Annotated in this window: 22 protein-coding genes; 17 read left to right on the top strand and 5 right to left on the bottom strand. The window is 70.7% G+C overall.

What is annotated here, in order from left to right:
• Positions 1-120: 120 nt before the first annotated feature.
• The 6 genes from ACIHCQ_RS18765 to ACIHCQ_RS18740 all read left to right on the top strand — a co-directional run bounded on the left by ACIHCQ_RS18765 (position 121) and on the right by ACIHCQ_RS18740 (position 6602).
• Positions 121-1482, top strand: a complete 1362-nt coding sequence (locus ACIHCQ_RS18765; RefSeq protein ID WP_399663300.1) for an ABC transporter substrate-binding protein — start codon at positions 121-123, stop codon at positions 1480-1482.
• A complete protein-coding gene (locus tag ACIHCQ_RS18760) occupies positions 1479-2453 on the top strand; it encodes a carbohydrate ABC transporter permease (RefSeq protein WP_399663298.1) in 975 nt (324 codons plus the stop codon). The genes ACIHCQ_RS18765 and ACIHCQ_RS18760 overlap by 4 nt, the downstream gene beginning before the upstream one ends.
• Positions 2450-3319 (top strand): carbohydrate ABC transporter permease, encoded by an 870-nt coding sequence (locus ACIHCQ_RS18755; RefSeq protein ID WP_399663296.1) that lies wholly within the window; start codon positions 2450-2452, stop codon positions 3317-3319. Before ACIHCQ_RS18760 ends, ACIHCQ_RS18755 begins: the two co-directional genes overlap by 4 nt.
• Positions 3316-4305: a zinc-dependent alcohol dehydrogenase family protein gene (locus tag ACIHCQ_RS18750; RefSeq protein WP_399663293.1), complete on the top strand. Its 990-nt coding sequence runs from the start codon at positions 3316-3318 to the stop codon at positions 4303-4305. The genes ACIHCQ_RS18755 and ACIHCQ_RS18750 overlap by 4 nt, the downstream gene beginning before the upstream one ends.
• Positions 4302-5255 carry a carbohydrate kinase gene (locus tag ACIHCQ_RS18745; protein ID WP_399663291.1) on the top strand — a complete coding sequence of 318 codons (954 nt, stop codon included), beginning with the start codon at positions 4302-4304 and terminating at the stop codon, positions 5253-5255. The genes ACIHCQ_RS18750 and ACIHCQ_RS18745 overlap by 4 nt, the downstream gene beginning before the upstream one ends.
• Before the next feature lie 78 nt (positions 5256-5333).
• On the top strand, positions 5334-6602 hold the full coding sequence (locus ACIHCQ_RS18740; protein WP_399663289.1) for a transglycosylase family protein: 1269 nt from the start codon (positions 5334-5336) through the stop codon (positions 6600-6602).
• On the opposite strand, the gene ACIHCQ_RS18735 is transcribed toward ACIHCQ_RS18740, so the two are convergent.
• Positions 6483-7577, bottom strand: a complete 1095-nt coding sequence (locus ACIHCQ_RS18735) for a DMT family transporter (RefSeq protein ID WP_399663287.1) — start codon at positions 7575-7577, stop codon at positions 6483-6485. The genes ACIHCQ_RS18740 and ACIHCQ_RS18735 overlap by 120 nt on opposite strands.
• 194 nt (positions 7578-7771) lie before the next feature.
• Between ACIHCQ_RS18735 and glgA the strand changes: the two genes are divergently transcribed.
• From glgA to ACIHCQ_RS18715, 4 genes are all read left to right on the top strand, one after another.
• On the top strand, positions 7772-8935 hold the full coding sequence (glgA, locus tag ACIHCQ_RS18730) for a glycogen synthase (protein ID WP_399663566.1): 1164 nt from the start codon (positions 7772-7774) through the stop codon (positions 8933-8935).
• Positions 8936-8961: 26 nt separating this feature from the next.
• Complete coding sequence (gene glgC, locus ACIHCQ_RS18725; RefSeq protein WP_399663285.1) at positions 8962-10179, top strand: glucose-1-phosphate adenylyltransferase; 1218 nt, start codon at positions 8962-8964, stop codon at positions 10177-10179.
• Positions 10180-10311: 132 nt separating this feature from the next.
• Entirely contained in the window at positions 10312-10740 is a 429-nt protein-coding gene (locus ACIHCQ_RS18720; protein ID WP_399663283.1) for an ATP-binding protein, read from the top strand.
• Between the two features lie 147 nt (positions 10741-10887).
• Positions 10888-12342 (top strand): SDR family NAD(P)-dependent oxidoreductase, encoded by a 1455-nt coding sequence (locus tag ACIHCQ_RS18715; RefSeq protein ID WP_399663281.1) that lies wholly within the window; start codon positions 10888-10890, stop codon positions 12340-12342.
• Here the strand turns inward: ACIHCQ_RS18715 and ACIHCQ_RS18710 are convergent.
• Complete coding sequence (locus ACIHCQ_RS18710; RefSeq protein ID WP_399663280.1) at positions 12314-13165, bottom strand: SDR family oxidoreductase; 852 nt, start codon at positions 13163-13165, stop codon at positions 12314-12316. The two genes, ACIHCQ_RS18715 and ACIHCQ_RS18710, sit on opposite strands and share 29 nt — an antisense overlap.
• A gap of 256 nt (positions 13166-13421) precedes the next feature.
• On the opposite strand from ACIHCQ_RS18710, the gene ACIHCQ_RS18705 reads away from it, so the two are divergent.
• Positions 13422-13595 carry a hypothetical protein gene (locus ACIHCQ_RS18705; protein ID WP_399663278.1) on the top strand — a complete coding sequence of 58 codons (174 nt, stop codon included), beginning with the start codon at positions 13422-13424 and terminating at the stop codon, positions 13593-13595.
• A gap of 98 nt (positions 13596-13693) precedes the next feature.
• Here ACIHCQ_RS18705 and ACIHCQ_RS18700 read toward each other — a convergent pair whose 3' ends face one another.
• Genes ACIHCQ_RS18700 through ACIHCQ_RS18690 form a run of 3 tightly spaced genes read right to left on the bottom strand, consistent with a single transcriptional unit; the run spans position 13694 to position 16492 of the window.
• The gene (locus tag ACIHCQ_RS18700) at positions 13694-15100 is read right to left on the bottom strand and encodes a lipase maturation factor family protein (RefSeq protein WP_399663276.1); all 1407 of its coding nucleotides are present in this window, start codon (positions 15098-15100) and stop codon (positions 13694-13696) included.
• A gap of 22 nt (positions 15101-15122) precedes the next feature.
• Complete coding sequence (locus tag ACIHCQ_RS18695; RefSeq protein WP_399663564.1) at positions 15123-15629, bottom strand: DUF1990 family protein; 507 nt, start codon at positions 15627-15629, stop codon at positions 15123-15125.
• A 5-nt stretch (positions 15630-15634) separates the two neighbouring features.
• Entirely contained in the window at positions 15635-16492 is an 858-nt protein-coding gene (locus tag ACIHCQ_RS18690; protein WP_399663274.1) for a YndJ family protein, read from the bottom strand.
• A gap of 166 nt (positions 16493-16658) precedes the next feature.
• Here ACIHCQ_RS18690 and ACIHCQ_RS18685 point away from each other — a divergent pair, with 166 nt between their 5' ends.
• The 6 genes from ACIHCQ_RS18685 (at position 16659) to ACIHCQ_RS18660 (ending at position 23838) form a co-directional block, all read left to right on the top strand.
• On the top strand, positions 16659-17936 hold the full coding sequence (locus ACIHCQ_RS18685; RefSeq protein ID WP_399663272.1) for a DUF6777 domain-containing protein: 1278 nt from the start codon (positions 16659-16661) through the stop codon (positions 17934-17936).
• 53 nt (positions 17937-17989) lie between these two features.
• Positions 17990-20062 (top strand): SpoIIE family protein phosphatase, encoded by a 2073-nt coding sequence (locus tag ACIHCQ_RS18680; RefSeq protein ID WP_399663270.1) that lies wholly within the window; start codon positions 17990-17992, stop codon positions 20060-20062.
• A gap of 102 nt (positions 20063-20164) precedes the next feature.
• On the top strand, positions 20165-21529 hold the full coding sequence (locus tag ACIHCQ_RS18675; RefSeq protein WP_399663267.1) for a wax ester/triacylglycerol synthase family O-acyltransferase: 1365 nt from the start codon (positions 20165-20167) through the stop codon (positions 21527-21529).
• A 135-nt stretch (positions 21530-21664) separates the two neighbouring features.
• Positions 21665-22663 (top strand): aldo/keto reductase, encoded by a 999-nt coding sequence (locus tag ACIHCQ_RS18670; RefSeq protein WP_399663265.1) that lies wholly within the window; start codon positions 21665-21667, stop codon positions 22661-22663.
• Positions 22660-22971 carry an L-rhamnose mutarotase gene (locus ACIHCQ_RS18665; RefSeq protein ID WP_399663263.1) on the top strand — a complete coding sequence of 104 codons (312 nt, stop codon included), beginning with the start codon at positions 22660-22662 and terminating at the stop codon, positions 22969-22971. Before ACIHCQ_RS18670 ends, ACIHCQ_RS18665 begins: the two co-directional genes overlap by 4 nt.
• 3 nt (positions 22972-22974) lie before the next feature.
• Positions 22975-23838 carry an amidohydrolase family protein gene (locus ACIHCQ_RS18660; RefSeq protein WP_399663261.1) on the top strand — a complete coding sequence of 288 codons (864 nt, stop codon included), beginning with the start codon at positions 22975-22977 and terminating at the stop codon, positions 23836-23838.
• Positions 23839-23859 lie beyond the last annotated feature (21 nt).

Raw genomic sequence — 23859 nt, 5'->3', positions numbered from 1 at the left:
CCGAAACAGTCCGAAGCCGACACAACGGACCCCTCCGAACCCCGCCGCCGGTCAGGGGGCAGGGCCGTCGCGCACCGACACCCGATCATCACGAGCCGCTACAACTGATCAGGAGAACTCATGCCCCTCCAGCGACGACGACGTGGACGTGAATTCCGCGTGCGTGTGGGCGCGGGCACGGCAGCGCTGGCACTCCTCGCCGGGTGCGCCGGAGCCGGCGGCACCTCCTTCGGCGGGGGTGACGCCCTCAACGTACTGATGGTGAACAACCCGCAGATGGTCGAGTTGCAGAAGCTGACCAAGGAGCACTTCACCAAGAAGACCGGCATCAAGGTCAACTTCACCGTGCTCCCGGAGAACGACGTCCGCGACAAGATCAGCCAGGACTTCTCCAACCAGGCCGGCCAGTACGACATCGCCACCATCTCCAATTTCGAGGTGCCGTTCTTCGCCAAGAACGACTGGCTGCACCCCCTGGACGAGTACGCCCGGCAGGACACCGCCTTCGATCAGAACGACGTCCTCAAGCCCCTGCGCGACTCGCTCACCGCGGAAGGGAAGCTGTACGGCGAGCCCTTCTACGGCGAGTCGTCCTTCCTCATGTACCGCAAGGACGTCTTCGCCGAGAAAGGGCTGACGATGCCCGCCAAACCCACCTGGCAGCAGGTGGCCGACCTCGCCGCGAAGGCGGACGGCGCCCAGCGCGGAATGAAAGGCATCTGCCTGCGCGGGCTCCCCGGCTGGGGCGAGGTCATCGCGCCGCTGACGACCGTCGTCAACACCATGGGCGGCACCTGGTTCACCGAGGACTGGAAGCCGCAGCTCACCTCCCCCGAGTTCAAGAAGGCCACCAAGTTCTACGTCGACCTCGTCCGCGCCCACGGCGAGGCGGGCGCGCCCCAGTCCGGGTACGCGGAGTGCCTCAACAACATGACCCAGGGCAAGTCCGCCATGTGGTACGACGCCACCGCCGGCGCCGGATCGCTGGAGTCGGCGGACTCCCCGGTGAAGGGCAAGATCGGATACGTACCGGCTCCGGTGGAGCGGACAGCGAGCTCCGGCTGGCTCTACACCTGGGCCTGGGGCATCCAGAAAGCCTCCAAGAAGTCCGACGACGCGTGGAAGTTCATCTCCTGGGCGTCGGGCAAGGAGTACGAGTCGCTGGTCGGCGAGACGAGCGGCTGGGCGAACGTGCCCGCGGGCAAACGGGCCTCCACCTACGCCAACCCCCAGTACCGCAAGGAGGCCGCGGCCTTCGCGGACGTCACCGAGCTGGCCATCTCCAGCGCCGACCCGCGGAACCCCGGCACCCAGCCGCGCCCCGTGCCCGGCATCCAGTTCGTGGGCATCCCCGAATTCACCGATCTCGGCACCAAGGTCGCGCGGGAGATCAGCGCGGCCATCGCAGGCCGCCAGTCCGTGGACGAGGCCCTGGCGGCCTCCCAGAAGCTGGCCGAGAAGGTCGCCAAGGAGTACCGATGACCACCTCATCGCTCAGCAGCACCGGCGCGCGGCTGTCCCCGCCCGCCATGGCACAGTCCGGCAGGGCCAAGGGCTCGCGGGCGCGCGCCTGGGCCACCCGGGCGCCGCTGCTGCCCGCCCTGATCTTCCTGATCGCCGTCACTCAGCTGCCGTTCGTGGCGACGCTGGTGATATCGCTCTTCGACTGGAACTCGCTCAACCCCGACAAGCGCGCCTTCTCCGGGTTCGCCAACTACGCCTCCGTGTTCACCGACGCGGATCTGCGCGAATCGGTCTTCACCACGATGCTGCTCACCGCGAGCGTCGTCATCGCCACGGTGGTGCTCGGACTGGTGCTCGCGCTGCTGCTGGACCGCACGTTCTTCGGCCGGGGCGTGGTGCGCACCCTGCTCATCACCCCGTTCCTGATCGTGCCGGTCTCCGCCGCGCTGCTGTGGAAGCACGCGCTCTACAACCCGGAGTACGGACTGCTCAACGGGGCGCTGGCCTGGGTCGGCGACCTGTTCGGGGATACGTCGCCGACGCAGCCGGACTGGATCTCCAGCATGCCGCTGATCGCCGTCGAAGCCGCTCTGGTGTGGCAGTGGACACCGTTCATGATGCTGATCCTGCTCGCCGGACTGCAGAGCAGACCCGCCGAGATGATGGAGGCCGCGCGGCTGGACGGCGCGAGCGCCTGGCAGACCTTCCGCTATCTGACCCTGCCGCATCTGCGCAGGTACCTCGAACTCGGCGTACTGCTCGGTTCCATCTACATCGTGCAGAACTTCGACGCGGTGTTCACGATCACCGCCGGAGGACTTGGCACCGCCAACCTCCCGTACACCATCTACGAAACCTTCTACAAAGCCCACGAGTACGGACTGGCCTCCGCCGCGGGAGTCGTCGTCGTGATCGGTACGATCATCATCGCGACGTTCGCGCTCCGGGTGGTCTCGTCCCTCTTCCGTGAGGAGGCGAACCGCGCATGACCGCTCAGACACAGATAGTGCAGCTGCCGCCCGCCGCGCGCCGGGCCAAGCGGCGCTCCGCCGCACTGGGCCTGGTGGCCTGGGTGGCCGGGATCGGCTTCTGTCTGCCTGCCATGTGGATGGTCCTCACCTCCCTGCACGCGGAGTCGGACGCGGCGACCAACCCGCCGTCCATCGCCGCGTCGCTGACCCTCGACGGCTACCGCGAGTTCTTCGGCGCGGACGGCGGGCCGAGCCCCTGGCCGCCCCTGATCAACTCCCTCTCCGCCTCCGTCTTCTCCACGCTGCTGGTGCTCGTACTGGCGCTCCCGGCGGCGTACGCGCTCTCCATCCGGCCCGTGCGCAAGTGGACGGACGTGATGTTCTTCTTCCTGTCGACGAAGATGCTGCCCGTCGTCGCCGGTCTGCTGCCCATCTACCTGTTCGCGAAGAACACCGGAATGCTGGACAACATCTGGCTCCTGGTCCTCCTCTACACCTCGATGAATCTTCCGATCGCGGTGTGGATGATGCAGTCCTTCCTCTCGGACGTGCCGGTCTCGATCATCGAAGCCGCCCAGGTGGACGGCGCCCGGCTGCCCACCATCCTGGCCCGGGTGGTCGCCCCGATCGCCGGCCCGGGCATCGCGGCCACCGCCCTGATCTGCTTCATCTTCAGCTGGAACGAGCTCCTCTTCGCCCGGGTGCTCACCGGGGTCGTCGCCCAGACAGCACCCGTTTATCTGTCCGGCGTCGTCACCAGTCAGGGCCTGTTCCTCGCCCAGCTGTGCGCCGCGTCGGTCGTTGTGTCCCTGCCGGTGCTCGCCGCCGGCTACGCCGCCCAGGACAAGCTCGTCCAGGGCCTCTCTCTTGGAGCAGTCAAATGAGGGCAGCGATTGTCGAAGCCCCCGGCGAGGTCTCGGTCACGACGGTGCCCGACCCCACCCCGGGACCTCGCGAGGTCGTCGTATCCGTGGCCTCGTGCGGGCTCTGCGGCACCGACCTTCACATCCTGCAGGGTGAGTTCGCGCCCACGCTGCCGATCGTGCCCGGCCATGAGTTCGCCGGGGAGATCGTCGGCGTCGGCTCGGAGGTCACCGAGCTGGCCGTCGGCGACCGCGTCGCCGTCGATCCGTCGCTGCACTGCCACGAATGCCGCTACTGCCGCTCCGGCCGCGGCAACCTCTGCGACCGGTGGGCCGCCATCGGCGTCACCGTGCCCGGCGGCGCGGCCGAGTTCGCCGTGGCGCCCGTCGCCAACTGCGTACGCCTGCCCGACCACATCGACGTACGGGACGCGGCGCTGATCGAGCCGCTGTCCTGCGCCGTGCGCGGTTACGACGTGCTGAACTCGACTCTCGGCGCGGAGGTGCTGATCTACGGCTCCGGCACGATGGGCCTGATGATGCTGGAACTCGCCAAGCGCACCGGCGCGGCCGGCGTCGACGTCCTCGACATCAACCCGGACCGGCTCGCGACGGCCTCGCTGCTCGGCTGTTCCCGATCGGCCGCCACCGCCGATGAACTGGACCGGCCGGGCGGCTGGGACATCGTCATCGACGCGACCGGCAACGCCGGGGCCATTCAGGACGGCCTCGGGCGCGTCGCCAAGGGCGGCACGTTCCTCCAGTTCGGCGTGGCCGACTACGCGACCACAGCCGTGATCGAGCCGTACCGGATCTACAACCAGGAGATCACCATCACCGGATCCATGGCGGTGCTGCACAGCTACGAGCGGGCCGCCGCGCTCTTCGCCAGTGGCGTGCTCGACCCGGCCGTCTTCATCAGCGACCGGCTGCCGCTGGAGCAGTACCCGCAGGCCATCGACCAGTTCAAGGCGGGCCAGGGCCGCAAGATCGTGGTGCAGCCGTGACGGGCGGCCCCCAGGGCGTACTGGTACTGGGTGAGGCGCTCATCGACCTCGTCCCGGTGGCGGGCGAGCCGGGGCTCCTGCGCGCCCAGCCCGGCGGCGCGCCCGCCAATGTGGCGATCGGCCTGGCCAGGCTCGGCGGGCAGGCCGCGTTCGCCGGGACGCTGGGCGGCGACGGGTTCGCGCGGACGCTGGAGCGGTGGCTCACGGTCGCCGGCGTCGAACTCGGCCTCTGCGGGCGCTCCGACCGCCCCACGGCGCTGGCGGTCGCCGATCCCGGCGAGGCGGGGAACGGCTACCACTTCCACCTCCAGGACACGGCGACCTTCCGGCTCCCGGACCGGACGGCGGACGTGGCGCGCTTCGGCGCGGTGTACGTAGGGGGCCTGGCCGCCGTCGTGGACCCGGCGGCCAGGGCGGTACTCGCGACCGCGCACGCGGCGACCCGGCACTCCCTCCTGGTGGTCGACCCCAATGTGCGCGAGGACCGCACGATCGGCCCGGAGCGGAGTCTGGGCCGCCTGCGCGAGCTGTGCGCGCTGGCGCATGTCGTCAAGGCCAGCGACGAGGACGTGGCGTGGCTCTGGCCGGACCGGGACCCGGACGAGAGCTGCCGGCGGCTGGCCGGGGAGGGGCGGCTGGTGATCATGACACGTGGAGCGCGCGGCAGCACGGCGTACGTCCATGGCGCCGCACCGGTGTCGGTTCCGGCCGTGTCCGTGGAGGTGGTCAACACGATCGGGGCCGGGGATGCCTTTATGGCGGCGGTCCTGACCTGGCTCTCCACCACGGGCGGGTGGGAGCGCGCGCTTTCCCCGGCGCGAGCGGTAGCCATGCTGGAGTTCGCTTCACTGGTGGCCGCGTCCGTGGTCGCGCAGACGGGGACGGAGCCCACCGCGCCTGCGGCCGTCGGACTCCCCGGGGGCTCCATGCGCCCCTGCGCCGGGAGCTGACCCCTTGTCATGGTCCTTTCCTGCACCTAGTTTTGCGGCTTGTGAAGTGGACCTACATGTCAATGGGGGAGTCCCAGAATGGCCGCTACAGGTAGGCATCGCCGATACCAGCCCAGCCGCGTCAACCGGGCTTCTCTCACCCTCACCGTGGGCGGCGCGGGCATTGCGCTGCCCCTCGTCGGCGCGGGCATGGCGAACGCGGCGTCCGTGGACGTCTGGGAGAAGGTCGCGGGCTGCGAGTCCACCAACAACTGGAAGATCAACACCGGCAACGGCTACTACGGCGGGCTCCAGTTCAGCCAGTCCACCTGGGAGGCGTACGGCGGCAGGCAGTTCGCGCCGCGCGCCGACCTCGCCAGCAAGGACCAGCAGATAGCCATCGCCGAGAAGGTCCTCAAGGCGCAGGGGCCGCAGGCGTGGCCGCACTGCTCGGACCAGGCCGGTCTCACCCGCGGCGGTGACGCGCCCGACGTCACGCCGGTCAGGCAGGCCGAGCGGCGGAGCGCGCCCGCGACTACGGCCGCGCCTGCGCCTGCACCCAAGAAGGCAACGCCGACGACGGTGCCCACGCAGCGCGAGGGCTACACGGTCGCCCGTGGCGACTCCCTGTCCAAGATCGCGAACACCGAGGAGGTCAGGGGCGGCTGGCAGCGGCTGTACGCGCAGAACCGCACCGTCGTCGGCTCCGACCCCGACCTCATCCACCCGGGCCAGAAGCTGGTCATCCGGATCGATGCCCCCAAGGGCGGCACGAGCGCCAAGCCGGCCCAGACCCAGCAGCCGAAAGCTCCGCCGAAGGCCCAGTCTCAAGCCCAGCCGAAGGCTCAGTCCAAAACCCAGCCGAAGCCCAAGCCCAAGGCCCAGCCCAAAACCCAGCCGAAGCAGGAAGCGCCCAAGGAGCAGGTAAGGGCCCCCAAGCCCGCGACCGTGCCCGCGCAGAAGACCTCACTCTCCGCCCCCGTCGACGCGAGCACCGGCACCCCCTACCGCAAGTCAGGCTCCTCCTGGGCCAGCGGCTACCACACCGGCGTGGACTTCCCCGTCCCCACCGGCACCTCCGTGAAGGCCGTCGCCTCCGGACGCGTCGTCTCGGCAGGCTGGGGCGGATCGTACGGCTACCAGGTCGTCATCCGGCACACCGACGGCAGGTACAGCCAGTACGCGCATCTGTCGGCGCTCACCGTCCGCTCCGGCCAGCAGGTCAGCAGCGGCCAGCGGATAGGCCGGTCAGGATCCACCGGCAACAGCTCGGGACCGCATCTCCATTTTGAGGTGCGTACGGGGCCGGGGTATGGCTCCGATATTGATCCCCTCAAGTACCTCAGGGCGGGCGGCGTCTCGATCTGACTGGTCCGGCCGCTCCGCAAGCCTCGTACGGTCCGCAAGACCTGCGGGATCGGCAAGGCTTGCGGCGCGGTCGGCAGGGCCTGTGCCGTCGGCAAGGTCGGACGCGCGCCCCTGCGGCTCTGCGGGGCGCGCCTGCCCTTCCCCCCGAGCGGCCGCCAGCCGCTCCGTCGTCAGCATGATCAGCCCACCTGCCGCCGCGACACCGAAGCCCAGCGCCAGGAAGGTCCCCGTCACGCCGTACCGGAAGCCCTCGCCGAACATGGTTATGCCGACCGCCGCGGCCACCACCGGATTGACGACCGTGACCGTGGCCAGCGGGGCCGCGAGGCCCGCCCCGCGGTAGGAGGCCTGCGAGAGCAGCAGACCGCCGCAGGCGAGGAGCCCGATCACCAGCAGGCTCGGCCACTGCGCGACCGGGGCGGACCACGTCCAGTCCACCGCGACGGTCTTGGTGAACACCGACGCGATGCCGAAGGCGCCGCCCGCCGCCCCGGCCAGCAGCACACTGCGCAAGATGGGCCGGTTCACGAGCTGCGCCACCAGGAACACCAGAGCCACGCCGCCGAAGGTCACGCCCGCCAGCACCCAGCGCTCCCCGCCGTTCAGCGAGTGGGAGCCGGAGTTCCCGGTCAGCGCCAGCAGCCCCGCGAGGCCCGCGGTCGCCATGATCGCGCCGCGCCAGGCGGTGGCGCCGGCCTTGCGCCGTACGAACATCGCGGCCATCGGCAGCGCGAAGACGATCGTCAGCGCGCCCAGCGGCTGGACCAGACTCAGCGGCCCGTACGCCAGCGCGATCACGTGCAGCACCGCGCCCAGACCGTTGAGGCCGACGGCGATCCACCACGCCGTGTGGTGCAGCGGGGCGTACGGCCGTGCGGGAGTGGCGGTGGCGACATGCTCCTGCATGATCGCCCCGGCGGCATAGACGACCGCGGAAACCAGGGACAGCACCACTGCCAGCGCGAGGAAACTCATAGAGAATACGATCGCTGTTTTCCGCGTTCACGTCGTCGTCCTTGAGCAGTCAATCCGACGTACTGCCGTAGTAGTACGCGCCCGGTCCAAGGATCCCCCTCACGGTGGGTACGGGCACGTTACGGGTACGTGCCCGTGACGGCCGTCACGACGGCGGTCTTCCCGGATCGGGTTCCGTGAGTGACCATCGTGGGGTGAAGGTGGGACTGCTCACGCGGGAGTATCCCCCGGACGTCTATGGGGGCGCCGGGGTCCATGTGGAGTTCCTTGCCCGCGAGCTGAGACCCCTGGCCGACGTCGAAGTGCACTGCTGGGGCGAGGGCGCGGCCGAGGGCGTGCTGCGCCACCAGGTGCTCGCCGGACTCGAAGGCGCCAATGAAGCCCTGCGCGCCTTCTCCATCGATCTCGCGATGGCCGCCGAACTCCAGGGCCGCGAGCTGGTCCACTCCCACACCTGGTACGCCAGTCTCGCCGGGCACCTCGCCAAGCTCCTCTACGGCGTCCCCCACGTGATGACCGCGCACTCCCTGGAGCCGCTGCGCCCCTGGAAGGCCGAGCAGCTGGGCGGCGGCTACGCCCTCTCCAGCTGGGCCGAGCGCACGGCGATCGAAGCTGCGGACGCCGTGATCGCGGTCTCCCGGGGCATGCGCGCCGACATCCTCGCCTGCTATCCGGCCCTGGCCCCCGAGCGGGTGCACGTCATCCACAACGGAATCGACACGCGCCTGTACCGCCCCGACCACGACACGACCGCGCTGCGCCGCATCGGCGTGGACCCGGACCGCCCCATCGTCCTGTTCGTCGGCCGCGTCACCCGCCAGAAGGGCGTCCCGCACCTGCTGCGCGCGGCCCGCTCCTTCGACCCGGGCGCCCAGCTCGTGCTGTGCGCGGGCGCGCCGGACACGCCGGAGATCGGCCGTGAGTTCCGGGAGCTGGTCGAGGAGCTGGACCGCGTGCGCGACGGGGTGTTCTGGATCCCCGAGATGCTGCCGCGGCCACAGGTCATCCAGCTCCTCAGCCACGCCACCGTCTTCGTCTGCCCCTCGGTGTACGAGCCGCTCGGCCTGGTCAATCTGGAGGCCATGGCCTGCGGTACGCCCGTCGTCGCCTCCGCGGTCGGCGGGATCCCCGAAGTTGTGGACGATGGACGCACGGGACTGCTCGTGCCGTACGACGCCGATCACGCCGAGGCCTTCGAATCGGGTCTCACCCAGACGGTCAACCGGGTCCTGGACGACCCTGCGGAGGCCGCGCGGATGGGCGCGGCGGGCCGGGAGCGCGCCGTACGTGAATTCGGCTGGGATCAGGTGGCCCGGCGCACGTACGAGGTGTACGAGGAGCTGCTCAAACAGGCGTAGCAGCCATAGCGCACAGAGGAGCGGCTATGCGTGGTGGACCTTCGGTGCTGGGGATCGTTCTTGCCGGGGGAGAGGGCAAACGGCTGATGCCGCTCACCGCCGACCGGGCGAAACCGGCGGTGACCTTCGGCGGCATGTACCGGCTGGTGGACTTTGTGCTCTCCAGCTTCGTCAACGGCGACATCCTGCGTGTCTGCGTACTGACCCAGTACAAGTCGCACTCGCTGGACCGCCATGTGACCACCACCTGGCGGATGTCGAGCCTGCTGGGCAATTACGTCACGCCGGTCCCGGCCCAGCAGCGGCTGGGCAGACGCTGGTATCTGGGCAGCGCGGACGCGATCCTGCAGTCCCTCAACCTTGTCAACGACGAGCAGCCCGACTACATCGCCGTCTTCGGCGCCGACCACGTGTACCGGATGGACCCGCGGCAGATGCTGCGGCAGCACATCGAGAGCGGCGCCGGCGTCACGGTCGCCGGGATCAAGGTGCCGCGCGCCGACGCGTCCTCGTTCGGGATCATCACGCCCGCCCCCGAGGGCAACCAGATCGAACAGTTCCTGGAGAAGCCCACCGACCCGCCGGGGCTGAAGGGCGACCCCGACCATGTCTTCGCCTCGATGGGCAACTACCTCTTCACGACCAAGGTCCTGGTCGACGCCCTGTATCAGGACGCGGACGACGAGGACTCGGTCCATGACATGGGCGGCTCGATCCTGCCGATGCTCACCGAGCGCGGTGTGGCGCAGGTCTACGACTTCAATGAGAACCATGTGCCCGGCGAGAGCGCGTGGGAACACGGCTACTGGCGCGATGTGGGCACGCTCGACACGTATTACGAAGCGCATATGGATCTGATCTCCGACCGGCCCGCCTTCGGCCTCGACAACCGGAGCTGGCCCATCTACACCCACCCCGGGCAGCTGCCGCCCGCCCGCTTCGTCGGCGCGGGCATTTCGAGTGAGTCGATCATCAGCCCCGGCTGCGTCGTCCGCGGGCAGGTCACCCGGTCCGTGCTCTCTCCCGGCGTGGTGGTCGAGGCGGGTGCCGTGGTGCAGGGCTCGGTGCTCCACGACAACGTACGCATCGGGCGGGGCGCGGTGGTACGGGGCTCCATCCTCGACAAGAACGTGGACGTTCCGGCGGGCGCGACGATCGGGGTCAACCCCGGCCGGGACCGCGAGCTCTACACCGTCTCGGAGAACGGGGTCATCGCGCTCGGCAAGGGGCAGCGGGTGCTGTAAAGATCATCACGACACGTCACGGCAGCCGATTGTTCGAACACCGAAGTACTCGAACAAGTGATTGGCGATCACAGGGCCTGGGAATGAAGACACCGAGGGACGTGTCGTTGTGTTATGGAACGGAGTGATCCTATGCGTGCGCACAGGGCCGCCCGTGAGCGGGCCGCTTGTGCGACGTACGAACTGCCACCGGCCGAGGTCTCCGCAGGCCGGGCCCGGCAGCTGACGACAGACTTCCTCACGAGAGGCTGCACCGAACAGGTGGAGCCGGCCCAGGTGGAGGACGTGGCGCTGGTCGTGTCCGAGCTGGTCACCAACGCCACCCGGCACGCCAACAGCGGCTGCAGGCTGCGCCTGCACGTCGATCCGGGGCGGGTCACGGTGGAGGTGGCGGACGACAGCCCGATACCGCCGCAGCTGCGCGCGCCGCAGGAGAGCGACGAGAGCGGGCGGGGGATCGCCCTGGTGCGTCAGCTCGCGCGGAACTTCCGGGTACTCAGGGGACCGGGCGGCGGCAAGACCATACAGGCGGTGCTCGCCGCGTCCTGCAAGCCCTCCTGAAGCAGGCCTGAAGCAGACCTGAAGCCATCTTCACGTACGTGCTGAAGATCGCATATTTTGTCGACACCTCAACATTCAGTAAAGTTGCGCTTTTGGAGTGCACGACTGAGTGCACGACCGATCGAGTGATTGAGGAACGGCAGAGGCATGACGGTGACAGAGGACAGCCCGGCGTACGGTCCGGGCATCGACCCGGAGCGGTTGGCCGTCTGCCTGAGCGTGCTCGACGAGCTCGACAAGCTGGACGTCGACCACCCCGACGCGATCACGGTGCGGCGCGCCACCGCGGGCGTCTACCGGACCGTGAAGCAGCGCCGCCGCCAGGAGCGCCGCGCCGCCAAGACCGCCAACGACAAGGCCGTCACCGAGGCCACCGCCACCGGCTCCGCCGAGCGGATAGACGACGAGACGGAAGGCCTGCTGCCGTCCTCCTCGGTCAGCGGCGAGATCGCGGGCATCCTCCAGCGCCCGCGCTCCTGCTACATCTGCAAGACCCGGTACGTCGAGGTCGACGCCTTCTACCACCAGCTGTGCCAGAAGTGCGCGGCCGAGAACCGGACCCGCCGCGACGCCCGCACCGATCTCAGCGGCAAGCGCGCCCTCCTCACCGGCGGCCGGGCCAAGATCGGCATGTACATCGCGCTGCGGCTGCTGCGCGACGGCGCGCACACCACCATCACCACCCGCTTTCCCGGCGACGCCATCCGCCGCTTCAAGGCGATGGCGGACAGTGACGAGTGGATCCACCGCCTCAAGATCGTCGGCATTGACCTGCGCGACCCGGCACAGGTCGTCGCGCTCGCCGACTCGGTGGCCGCCGAGGGACCGCTGGACATCCTGATCAACAACGCCGCGCAGACGGTACGCCGCTCGGCGCGGGCGTACAGCGAGCTGATCGCCGCCGAGTCCGCGCCGCTGCCCGCGGGCGAGCTGCCCACCTCCCAGGTCATCGGCGCGTTCGGCAGTGGCGCCCAGGCGGCGCTGCCCGTCGGCCGCGGCGAGGCGCTGACCGCCCAGGACGTCACCGGCCTCGCGCTGGTCACCGGATCCACCTCACTGGCCCGGATCGAGGCGGGCACCGCCATCGACGCCGGCGGTCTGGTCCCCGACCTGCACGACACCAACAGCTGGGTCCAGACGGTCTCCGAGGTCGAGCCGGTCGAGCTCCTCGAAGTCCAGCTCTGCAACTCGACCGCGCCGTTCATCCTGATCAGCCGTCTCCGCCCGGCGATGGCCGCCGCGCGCGGCAAGCGCACCTACGTGGTGAACGTCTCCGCCATGGAGGGCGTCTTCAGCCGCGGCTACAAGGGCGCCGGTCACCCGCACACGAACATGGCCAAGGCCGCCCTGAACATGCTCACCCGCACCAGCGCCCAGGAGATGTTCGAGACCGACGGCATCATGATGACCGCCGTCGACACCGGCTGGATCACCGACGAGCGCCCGCACCCCGACAAGATCCGCCTCGCCGACGAGGGCTTCCACGCCCCGCTCGACCTGATCGACGGCGCGGCCCGCGTCTACGACCCGATCGTGCGCGGCGAGGACGGCGAGGACCTCTACGGCTGCTTCCTCAAGGACTACGCTCCGGCGAACTGGTAGGCGGTCCACCCGTAGCCCGCAGTTGCTCATGGACGGCGTACGAGCCGGTGCCCGCCGCCGCGCGCACCCTCGTACCGCCGTCCACCAGCAGGTCCGCCCCGGTCACCCATGCGGCCGCGTCGGACACCAGCCACAGCACCGCCTGCGCCACATCGTCGGGTTCACCTATCCGGCCCAGTGGCAGGCCATCGGCGATCCGCCGCTCGGCGCCCTCCCAGACGAAGCGCGCCATCTCGGTGCGTACGAGCCCCGGTGAGACCGCGTTCACCCGTACGGCCGGGGCCAGTTCGCCCGCGAGCTGAAGCGTCAGATGGCTCAGCGCGGCCTTGCTCGTTCCGTACGCGCCGACCCGCGGGCCGACTCCGTGGGTGCCCTCTGTGCAGATATTGACCACCGCGCCGCCGTGTTCGCGCATCCAGGCCCGCCAGGCGAGTTGCGTCAGCCGCAGGGCCGCCTCCACATTCACCGCGAACGCCTGCCGCCACTCGTCGGGGTCGGCCTCCATCAGCGGCCCGTAAGGCGCGTTGGTGGCGGCGTTGTTGACGAGGATGTCGAGCCGCCCGAACTCCCGTACCGCCAGCGACGCGCACGCCTCCAGATGCGCCGGGTCGGCGACGCTGCCCACGCAGCCGACCGCCGTCGCGCCGGCGCCCCGTAACTCCGCCACGGCGGCGCGCACTCCGTCCGCATCGCGCGCGGTGACCACGACTCGCGCTCCGGCGCGGGCCAGGGCGCGAGCGATGGCGAGTCCGATGCCGCGGGAGGAGCCTGTCACCAAGGCAGCTCTGTCCGCGAGGGAACCGTGTGCGCGCCCGGAAGCCATCTGCGTACGATCCCACGCCCCCATGAGCTTGAGGGCTACTGATAGTTCGTTGGCCGGAACGGGTCAATTTAGGGGCCCCATCGAGCGGACCCGCGCTCATATGGGTACTCTAAGGGAACGGACGCCACCAAGGGATCCACGAAACCCCTTGGCCGTCCCGGGACAAGTCTGCAAGCAGGCTGCGGTCCCGCCCGAGCCCGGCGCCACCGCGACCGAACTGTCCTTGTTCCAGTTGTGCGACACAGAGGAGTGCGCGGTGACACCAGAAGTGACGCAGCATGAGAAGCGATCGCCGGAACGCAGCGGCGAACGGGCCGGCCGACCCGATGAATTGGGCAGCCTCGAAGTCTGGGCCCGGTCCGCCCCGATCCGGCTGGCGGGTTACGAGGACGACCTCGCCGAGCCGCACATTCTGCCCAGCGTCGACTGAGGGGGCCCTGGTCGGGGCGTTGCCCCGGAACCCCGCGCCTCAATCTCCCCCTACGCCCTGAGGGCGTGGGGGGACCCCCCGCGGGGCTGGGTTCCCGCTCAGCCCAGCCTCGCCGGCGGCAGGAAGTCGCGTACATGGGTCCGGTGCCACCAGGCACCCGTCGCGCGCAGTTCATGCCACGTCGTGAACCGGTAGCGGTACAGCCGGGCACGGACGTACGCGGGCGGCGCGTCCGGAAAGGGATTGCGGCGCAGCAGCCGCAGCGTGTCCCGGTCGCCGTCCAGCAGCCGTTCCACGAATGGCCCGAACCAGGTCTGCGCGTACGCGGGCGAGAGCGCGGCGAACCACAGCATCCAGTCCAGCCGCAGATGGTACGGGGCGAACTGGCGCGGCAGCCTGCGTACGTCCCCGGGCTTGCCCTTGAACTCGTACTCCCGCCACACCGTCCCCTGGTGGAGCACCGTCTCGTCCGTGCCCTCGACGACCACTTCGTGGCGGACGCGTCCGACGCTGCCGAACGCGCCATAGGTGTTGACCAGATGGCACGGGTCGTACGAGCGGTTCATCGACTGCCGCCGCGAGAGCAGATTGCGCGTCGGGCGGTAACTCAGGCCAAGCACCAGCGCGGTGACGGCGATGACCACGATCTCGAACCAGAGCGGCGGCGCGGGCAGCGCGGGCGGATCCGCGAACATCGAACCGTCCACGGCGGCCAGCGCGAGCACGATCGTGAGCCAGTTCAGCCAGGAGAAGTTGCCCGACAGCACCAGCCACAGCTGGGTCGCAATCATCACGCCCGCCGCCACGCTCGCGACCGGCTGCGGGGTGAACAGCAGGAAGGGCGCGAGCAGCTGAGTCACATGGTTGGCCGCCACCTCCACCCGGTGGAGTGGTCCGGGCAGATGGTGGAAGAACCAGCTCAGCGGTCCGGGCATCGGCTGGGTCTCGTGGTGGTAGTCCAGGCAGGTGAGCTTGCGCCAGCACTCGTCGCCCCGCAGCTTGATCAGCCCCGCGCCGAACTCCACCCGGAACAGCACCCAGCGCAGCAGAAACAGCACCAGTACGGGCGGCGCGGTGCGCTCATTGCCGAGAAAGACGGCGAGGAAACCCGTCTCCAGGAGCAGCGATTCCCAGCCGAAGCCGTACCAGGTCTGTCCGACGTTGACGATCGACAGATAGAGCGCCCACAGCACCGCCCACCACAGCATCGCCGTCCACAGCGGAAGGTGATCGGCCGCGCCCGCGACCAGCGCCGCCGAGAGCAGACAGCCCGCCCAGGCGACCAGGGCGAAGAACCGGTCGGAGTAGTGCAGCTGGAACAGGCTCGGCGCGCGCCGCCAGGGCACCCGTCGTACATACGCGGGCACCGGCAGCATGCCCCGTTCGCCGATCAGCGCCCGGAACTGCAGGGCGGCGGTGAGAAAGGCGACCAGGTACACGGCGGCCAGAGCCCGCTGGAAGACCAGTCGGCTCAGCCAGTAGTCGCTGTCGCTGAACCACTCCATCTCCGCAGTATCAGGGTGTTGATCACTGTGCTGCCAGCCGTCGCAGCGTGTGACCGAGCCGCCGGGCGTACGCCTTCTGCAGTACGGGCACGAGCGGGCCCGCGAGCCGGGTGTACCAGGCGGCCGGACGGCTGAACGCCATGACCGTGAACCACACCGAGCCGTCGTCCCGGATGTCGACGACGAACGACTCCTCGCCGCGCTCGGGGTGCCCGGCCAGCGTCCCGTACGCGAAGCCGGTCCGGTCCTTCTCGTACGCCGTCCAGACCACCTCGCACGGCGCGGTCAGCCGCATTGGCCCGACCCCGGCCGAGACCTCGACGCGCGCGCTGGGCTCGGCCCGTACCGCATCGGCGCGCAACCCGGCGCCGGAGCGGCGGTGCATCCGCCAGGTGGTGACGGCCGTGCCCGCCGCCTCGAAGACGGCGCGGCCCCGGCCGATCCGGGTGGTGTGGTGGAGGTGGTGGTAGCCGTCGGGCAGCGGGCCCAGGCGGGTGGCGCCCACCTCGGCGTAGCTGAAGGTGCTCACGCGAGTCATGCGACGGTCTCCTTGAGGGGTGCGTGGGGTGTGGAGGGGGAGGGGCGTTGCAGTCTCTGCCAGGCCAGCACCGAGCAGAGTGCGAAGCCGAGGGCGTTGCCGAGGCCGTGGGTGGCGGCCATCCAGGTCAGATTCGGGTGGGGCAGTCCGGTGGCCTCGCCCAGCGCCCAGCTCAGGGCGAGCAGCATCGTCGCCACCAGCACGGCGGCCGAGACGGCCAGTAGCGCGCGGGTGACCCGATCCCGGCCGCTGCCGCGTACATCGCGCCAGGTCAGCAGCGCGACGGCCCACATGCCCGCGGTCAGTACGAGGGCCCCCAGCAGCTCTGCCCAGTCGTTCACGAAGTAACCCGCGAGGACCAACAGGGTCCCCAGCGGCACGCTGAGCGCCGCGAACCGCCCGGCCGGGCCGCCCGCTGTCACCCGGCAGACCAGCCCCGCCACCAGTGCGGCCGCGAACCCGGCGAAGTGGAAGTGCGGCACGGTCAGCGCCAGGATCGCCAGGCTGAAGCCGAAGAGCTCGTGTCCGGAGCGTTCCGCGACCAGCGCGATGCCCGCCACCGACGGTGTGACCAGCGCGGTGAGCACCGCGATCTCGGCGGGTGCGAGGGAGTGCGTACGGGCGAGCCTGCGCGGGGCATGGGCGGCGAGGGCGAGCGTGGCGAGCGCGTACACGGCCGCGAGCGCGGCGGCCGTTGTCGAGCGGGGCAGCCAGAGAGCGACCGCTCCGGCGATGCCGAACAGTGGCCAGGTCCGCCGAATGGGCGTGAGCTCCGCGGAGTCGATGAGACGGAGTCCCGCGGGCACCACGACCAGCATGCCGAGCATCACGATCAGGTTGACCAGTACGGACATCCCGCCCCACCCCCGAGCTTGAACGCGTTCAATTCTGTCGGGTCCGAGACTAGGCCCTTACTTGAACGCGTTCAAGTCGCGGGCGTGCCAGGCATCCGGCAGAACTTGAGAGGCAGCCGAGAGGCAATGCGGGAAGCGCGGGAAGCAATGTGAGAGGCGGCTTGAGGTGAACGAGAGGCGGGAGAACGTGGTGCGCTCACCTATGTGTCGTTGGTACGCCCCGGTCGCCGCGCTGCCCGCTGTGCTGTCCGTCGCGCTGCTGGCCGCCGGATGCGGCGGCGGCAGCGCGCCGGCGGCGGGCGCGGGCCCGGGTGCGGACGCGGACAAGGTGCTCCTCCAGCCGGTCGACGTCCAAGGGCCGGATCCGTACACCGCCTCGACGGCCAGGAACATGACCGCGCCCTCGCCCCGGCCCACCCGGCCGGGCACGCCGAGCAGCCCTCCGGCAGGCATGGCGCCGCTGCGCACCGTCTCCGGCTCGGCCCCCGGTCTGTACGGCGGCACCGAGGCCATCGGCAGCTGCGACGTGGACCGGCTGGTCGGCCTTCTCGGCGCGAACCGGGCGAAGGCGCGCGCATTCACGCGGGCCGCCGGGGTCGCCGAGGCCGATCTGCCGGGCTTCCTGCACGGACTGACCCCCGTCGTCCTGCGCGCGGACACCCGGGTGACCAGCCACGGCTTCCGCGCCGGCTCGGCCACCGGCTTCCAGTCCGTGCTCCAGGCGGGCACCGCCGTCCTGGTGGACCAGTACGGCGCGCCGCGCGTCCGGTGCGCCTCGGGAAACCCGCTGAAGCCGCCCGTTGCCGTCCAGGGCAAGGTGGTCCACAAGGGCAAGCCGTGGCCGGGCTACCGGCCCGAGCGGGCCGTCGTCATCCAGCCCGCCACCGCGGCTGTCGACAGCCTGCTGCTCGTGGAAGTCGTCAACCACACCTGGGTCGAGCGGAAGACCGGAAGCGACGGCGAGCGGGACGTGCGGCCCGCCACGCCTCCGGCCGCCGGCCCCGACGACGTACTCAAGGACCCGCGGGACACCGAGCCGCCCGCGCCGAACGCCTCCCGGCCGGCCGGCCCCGCCAATCCGACGCCCAATCCGGCCAATCCCGCCAATCCCGCCAATCCGACGGCCAACCCGACCGGTCCCACCGGCCCGAGCGATGAGCCCGATGGCCTCTCCACCGTCCCCGCCCCGCCACCGGACTGCCCAGCGCCGGTCGCGCTCGACCCCGGCGAGGAACCGTCGCTCGACCCGGCGATCCCGCCCGACTGCCCGATGCCGGCGGAGCCCGAGGAGCCGGAGCTGAATCCCCCGGCCGAACCGCCCGCCGTCCCCGACCCCGAGGCCCCGGCCCTCTCCGACCCGCCGTTCGACGAGGAGCTCGTACCGTCCGAGCCGGACCCCTTCGCCACCGCCGTGGACGAAGGGCCGGACGCGTTCCAGGGCTGAACGGCTCCGTACAATCGCTCGAAGAATCCGATAAATGATGACAGAGTGGCTCCATGGTTGATCGGGCAGCGGGTGCCCCGTCGCTTCCCGAGGACTGGCCGGCCCACCCGGTTCACTGCCTCTCGCTCAACCGCATGGGCAGCTTCGACTGGGATCTGGCCAGTGGGCTGATGCATCTGGATCAGCCCGGACTCGAAGTGTTCGACCTGCGCCCGGAGGAGTACGACGGCCATCCGGAGAGCCTCGCTCTGCGGATGCCTCCGGACGAGGCCATCCGGGTGGACACCGTGACGGCGCAGGCGTTCAAGAACGGCAGTGAGCACTACGGCACGTACTTCCGCATCCGCCGCCGCGACGGCTCCCTGCGCTGGACCCACACCCAGGGGGCCATCCAGCGCGACGAGGCGGGCCGGCCGCTGCGCGTCATCGGCATCGTGCGTGACGCCACCGAAGAGCTCGCCGACTCCATGGGCCGTCCCGAAGTCGATGTGGAGCGCCGCAGACAGACCGGCGTGGTCGAGAGCACCACGGCCGCCCTCGCCCACGCCCGGACGGTGCAGGACGTCATCGGCGTGCTCAAGGATTCGCACGGCCTGGAGCACTTCGGCGCGACCAGTCTGGTGATGGGGCTGCTGGAGTCGGGCCGGATCCATCTGGTCGCCGGTGGTCCCGAGGACGCGTATGTGCCCGGGACCCGGTGGACCCGGGTCGACGAGCAGTACCCCATGAGCGAAGTGGTACGCACTCTCACGCCCCGTTTCATCGAGTCCGTACGGGACTTCGCCGAGTCCTATCCGCTGCTGTGGCCGAATATCGATCATCTCGGCATCACCTCCGCCGCCTATCTGCCGCTGATCGCGATGGGGCGCCCCATCGGGGCCCTCGGTCTTCTCTACAGCGACCGGACCGGCTTCAGCGCCGAGGAGCGCAATGTGCTGGTCGCGCTCAGCAGCAGCATCGCGCAGTCCATCGCGCGGGCGGTGCTCTACGAGCAGGAGCACGATCTCGCCGAGGGACTCCAGCAGGCGATGCTGCCGCGCCGGATCCCCGAGGTGCCCGGGGCGCAGATCGCGGTGCGCTACCGCTCCGCGCGGCTCGGCCGGGACATCGGCGGCGACTGGTACGACATCATCGCGCTGCCGGGAGGGCGCGTCGGCGCGGTCATCGGCGACGTACAGGGTCATGACACGCACGCGGCCGCGGTGATGGGGCAGCTGCGGATCGTGCTGCGGGCGTACGCCGCCGAGGGGCACACCCCGGCCACCGTGATGGCGCGCGCCTCCGTCTTCCTCCACGAGCTGGACACCGACCGGTTCGCGACCTGTATGTACGCGGAGGTCGATCTGTCCACCGGCGTGATGCAACTGGTGCGGGCGGGCCATGTCGACCCGATGATCAGGGACAGATACGGCCACACCCGCCGGGTGCCGGTGCCCGGCGGGCTGCCCCTGGGGCTCTCCGCGGAGTTCGGGCGGCTCGAATACCCGGTCAGCACCGTGGAGCTGGACCCCGGACAGACCCTGATCCTCTACACCGACGGGCTCGTGGAGGAGCCCGGCGCCGACCTGGACGACGGGCTGCGGCTGCTGGCGGACCTGGTGCGCGGCGGTCCGCGCGACCTTCAGCTGCTGGCCGACCGGCTCTGCGAGGAGGTCGACGAGCGGGGCGGCGACGACGATGTGGCGCTCCTGCTGCTGCGCCGCAAGGGCATGTTCAGCGTGCAGACGGGCGGCCGGCTCCAGCAGCATGTCGCGCCGAACGACCCCGAGGCGCTGCGCTCGGCCCGGCACATGATCCGGGCGGCGGTACGGGCCTGGGGAGCGCGGGAGCGGGTGGACGAGATCGAGCTGGCCGCCGACGAGCTGATCACCAACGCGCTGATGCACACCGACGGTGGGGCGATCGTGACCCTGAGGGTGCTCTCCGGCACGGAGCGGCGGCTGCGGGTGGAGGCCGAGGACCGCTCCAGCGCGCTGCCGCGCCGGCGCGAGGCGGGGACGTCGGGTGTCTCCGGCCGGGGGCTGCTGCTGGTCGACCGGCTGGCCGAGGCGTGGGGAGTGGAGTCGCGCGGCAGCGGCAAGTGCGTTTGGTGTGAATTTATTATTCCGGACAGATCGAAAACCTAAAAATTACCCGTTGTTAACTGTACGTGTAGTGATCGTACTTGACCGTAACCGATCGGGGAGGGTTGACTGCGCACTCCCGGACTTCTAGGACATGAGGTTTCATTGAGCAGCGAGCTCCTCGCCCCTCTCGACCTGGCGTTCTGGCACCTCGAATCCGCCGGTCATCCGATGCACCTCGGCGCCCTCGCCTTTTTCGCTCCCGGTCCTGGGTCGCGGGGCGACGAGCACACCCTCGAACTGCTCGCCGAGCGGGCCGCCGCGATCCCCCGGCTGCGTATGCGGGTGCGCGATGTCCTGCTGCCGGTCGGCGGAGCCGCCTGGGCCGCGGCCAAGGACTTCGACGTACGGCGCCATGTGCGCCACGTCCGCCTCCCGGACGGAGACTCGGACGGACACTTCGCCGCCGAGGCCACCGCCATCGCCGGCGAGCTGATGGAGCAGCCCCTCGAACGCGGCCTGCCGCCCTGGGAGATGTACCTCCTGACCGCACGCCCCGGCGGCCCCTTCGCCGTGCTGGTCAAGCTCCATCACGCGCTGGCCGACGGGATGCGCGCGGTCGCCATCGGGGCGGGCATCTTCGACGAGATCGCCGACGCCCGCGCCGTGGGGGTACGGCGGGCGCGCGCCGTACCGCCCCGGTCCTGGCTCGCGGGCCCCTGGCGGGCGGCGGGCTTCGCCCGGGGCCGTATCGAGGAGCTGGGGCGCGCCGTCGGCGTCGGCGCCTCCGTCGTACGGGCCAGCCGGTTCGACCCGCGAGGGGTGCCCGCGCTCTGCGCCGGGTCCAGCGGCACCCGGCGGCTGTCCACCGCCGTGCTCGACCTGGCGGGGGTGCGGCAGGTACGCAGGGCGGTGGGCGGCACCGGGAACGATGTGCTGCTCGCGACCGTGGCGGGCGCGCTGCGGCGCTGGATGGTGGACCGGGACGAGCCGCTGCCCGCCGCCGATCCGCGCGCCCTGGTGCCCGTCTCCCGGCGCAGGCCGGGCAGCCCGCCCGGATCCGGCAACAAGCTCTCCGCGTATCTGCTGGCCCTGCCGGTCTCCGACCCCGACCCGCGCTCGCGGCTCGACGCCGTACGGACCGCCATGGACCGCAACAAGGCCGCGGGCCCTTCCCGCGGGGCGGGGGCGCTGGCCGTGCTCGCCGACCAGCTGCCGCCGCTGGCCCACCGGTTCGGCGCCCCGCTGGCCGGGGGCGCGGCCCGGATGCTGTTCGACGTGCTGGTCACCAGTGTGCCGCTGCCGCGCTCGGCGCTCTCGCTGGGCGGCTGCCCGCTGCGCGAGATCTATCCGATGGCGCCGCTCGCCCGTGGGCAGTCCCTGGCGATCGCCATGTCGACGTACGGCGGTCAGGTGCATGTGGGTCTGGTGGCCGACGGCAAGGCCGTACCGGATCTGGACCGGCTCGCCCACGGTCTGAGCGAGGAACTCGACGCGCTCCTCGCTGCCGCTTCGACCGATAGCCGATAGCCGATAGCCGATAGATCGGACAGGTCGAAGCGCAAGCGCAGGATCTCGCCCCTTCAAGGGTGTTGACGGCCCCCAGTGATCCGATGAATATTCATCGTGTTCGTGGGTGGTACGCACGAGGGGGGCAGCAGCGGGATGCGACGGAGCAGGCTCGGACACAGCGCGGTCGAAGTCACCGAACTGTCCTTCGGGGCAGCCAGTATCGGCAATCTGTACACCCCCGTCGGCCCGGACACCGCCGCGGCGACGGTCGACGCCGCCTGGGACGTGGGCATCCGCACCTTCGACACCGCGCCCCACTACGGGCTCGGCCTGTCCGAGCGCAGGCTCGGCGAGGCGCTGCGCGCCCGCCCCCGCGACACGTACACCCTGTCCACCAAGGTCGGGCGGCTCCTCGAACCCCGTGGGAGGGACGGCGACGATCTCGCGCACGGTTTCGCCGTGCCAGCCACTCACCGCCGCGTCTGGGACTTCTCCGCGGACGGCGTGCGCCGCTCCATCGAGGAGAGCCTGCGGCGCCTCGGCCTCGACCGGATCGACATCGTCTACCTCCACGACCCGGACGACCACGAGGAAGCCGCCTTCCGCCACGGATATCCGGCGCTGGAGCGGCTCCGCGCCGAAGGTGTCGTCGGCGCGATCGGCGCCGGTATGAACCAGACCGCGATGCTCACCCGCTTCCTCCGCGACACCGACGTCGACGCCGTCCTGTGCGCCAGCCGCTACACCCTGCTCGACCAGAGCGCCCTGGCCGAGCTGCTGCCCGAAGCGGTCGCCCGCGGCAAGAGCGTCGTCATCGGCGGGGTCTTCAACTCCGGGCTGCTCGCCGACCCGCGCCCCGGCGCCACGTACGACTACACGGCCGCGCCCGACGACATCCTGCGGCGGGCCCTGCGGCTCCAGACCGTCGCCGAACGGCACGGCGTACCGCTGCGCGCCGCCGCGCTCCACTACCCGCTCGGCCATCCGGCCGTCGCGAGCGTCCTGGTCGGCGCCCGGTCCGCGGCCGAAGTACGGGACGCGGCCGAGCAGCTCGGCCGCTCCGTCCCGACAGCCCTCTGGGACGAACTGCGCGCCGAAGGACTGCCGCCGTACGCCGGTCCGATCACCTACGAGGAGGGGCACGCCCGATGAGAATCGCCCTGCACACCAAGGTCCGCGCCGACCGCGTCGACGCCTACGAGGCGGCGCACCGCGAGGTCCCCCCGGAACTGACCGCCGCGATCCGCGCCGCGGGCGTCGCCTCCTGGACGATCTGGCGCAGCGGCACCGACCTCTTCCACCTCCTCGACTGCGCCGACTACGCCCACCTGCTCGCCGAACTCGAAAAGCTCCCGGTCAACGTCGTCTGGCAGGCGCGGATGGCCGAACTCCTCGATGTCGCGCACGACTACTCGGCCGACGGCGCCGAGGCCTCGCTGCCGGTCGTCTGGGAGCTGTGAACCGTGGCGATCATCGACGCCCACCACCATGTGTGGGATCTGTCCGTACGCGACCAGGACTGGATCACCGGCCCCGACCTGGCTCCCATTGCCCGCACCTTCACCCTCGACGACTTCGCCCCCGAGGCGCGCGCCGCCGGGGTACGGGCCAGCATCCTCGTCCAGACGGTCACCGTCGCCGAGGAGACGCCCGAATTCCTCGCCCTCGCGGACGGCAGCGACCTCGTCGCGGGCGTCGTCGGCTGGACCGACCTCACCGCCCCCGATATCGCGGACACCCTCGCCGCCCTGCGGGAACTCCCGGGCGGCGACCGGCTCGTGTCCATCCGCCACCAGGTCCAGGGCGAGTCCGACCCGAACTGGCTGCTCCGCCCCGACGTACAGCGCGGCCTCGCCGCCGTCGCCCGCGCCGGACTCGTCTACGACCTGGTGGTGCTGCCGGGGCAGCTGCCCGTGGCGGCCGAGGCGGCGGACCGGCTGCCCGGACTCACCTTCGTACTCGACCATCTGGGCAAGCCGCCCATCGCCGACAGGGAACAGGATCCCTGGGCGAGTGACGTGCGCGCCTTCGCCGCCCGGCCCAATACCGTCTGCAAGCTCTCCGGCATGGTCACCGAGGCCGCCTGGGCCACCTGGACCGCGCACGACCTCGTCCCGTACGCCGATACGGTCCTCAACGCCTTCGGGCCGGGCCGCCTGATGTTCGGCTCGGACTGGCCGGTGTGCCGACTGGCCGCCACATACGGCGAGGTGGTCACCACCGCCCGCGCGCTCACCCACCGGCTGAGCGACGACGAACGACGCGCCGTCTTCGAGACCACGGCGGCCCGCGTCTACGGGCTGGGGGAGCACACGCCCTCGCTCTGAACCTGCGGTCGGCGCTCCGCT

This window comes from Streptomyces sp. NPDC052236 (genome assembly GCF_044548015.1).
Lineage (GTDB): Bacteria > Actinomycetota > Actinomycetes > Streptomycetales > Streptomycetaceae > Streptomyces.
The sequence above is the reverse complement of the archived record's forward strand: the minus strand, read 5'-3'. Positions and strand labels throughout refer to the sequence as shown.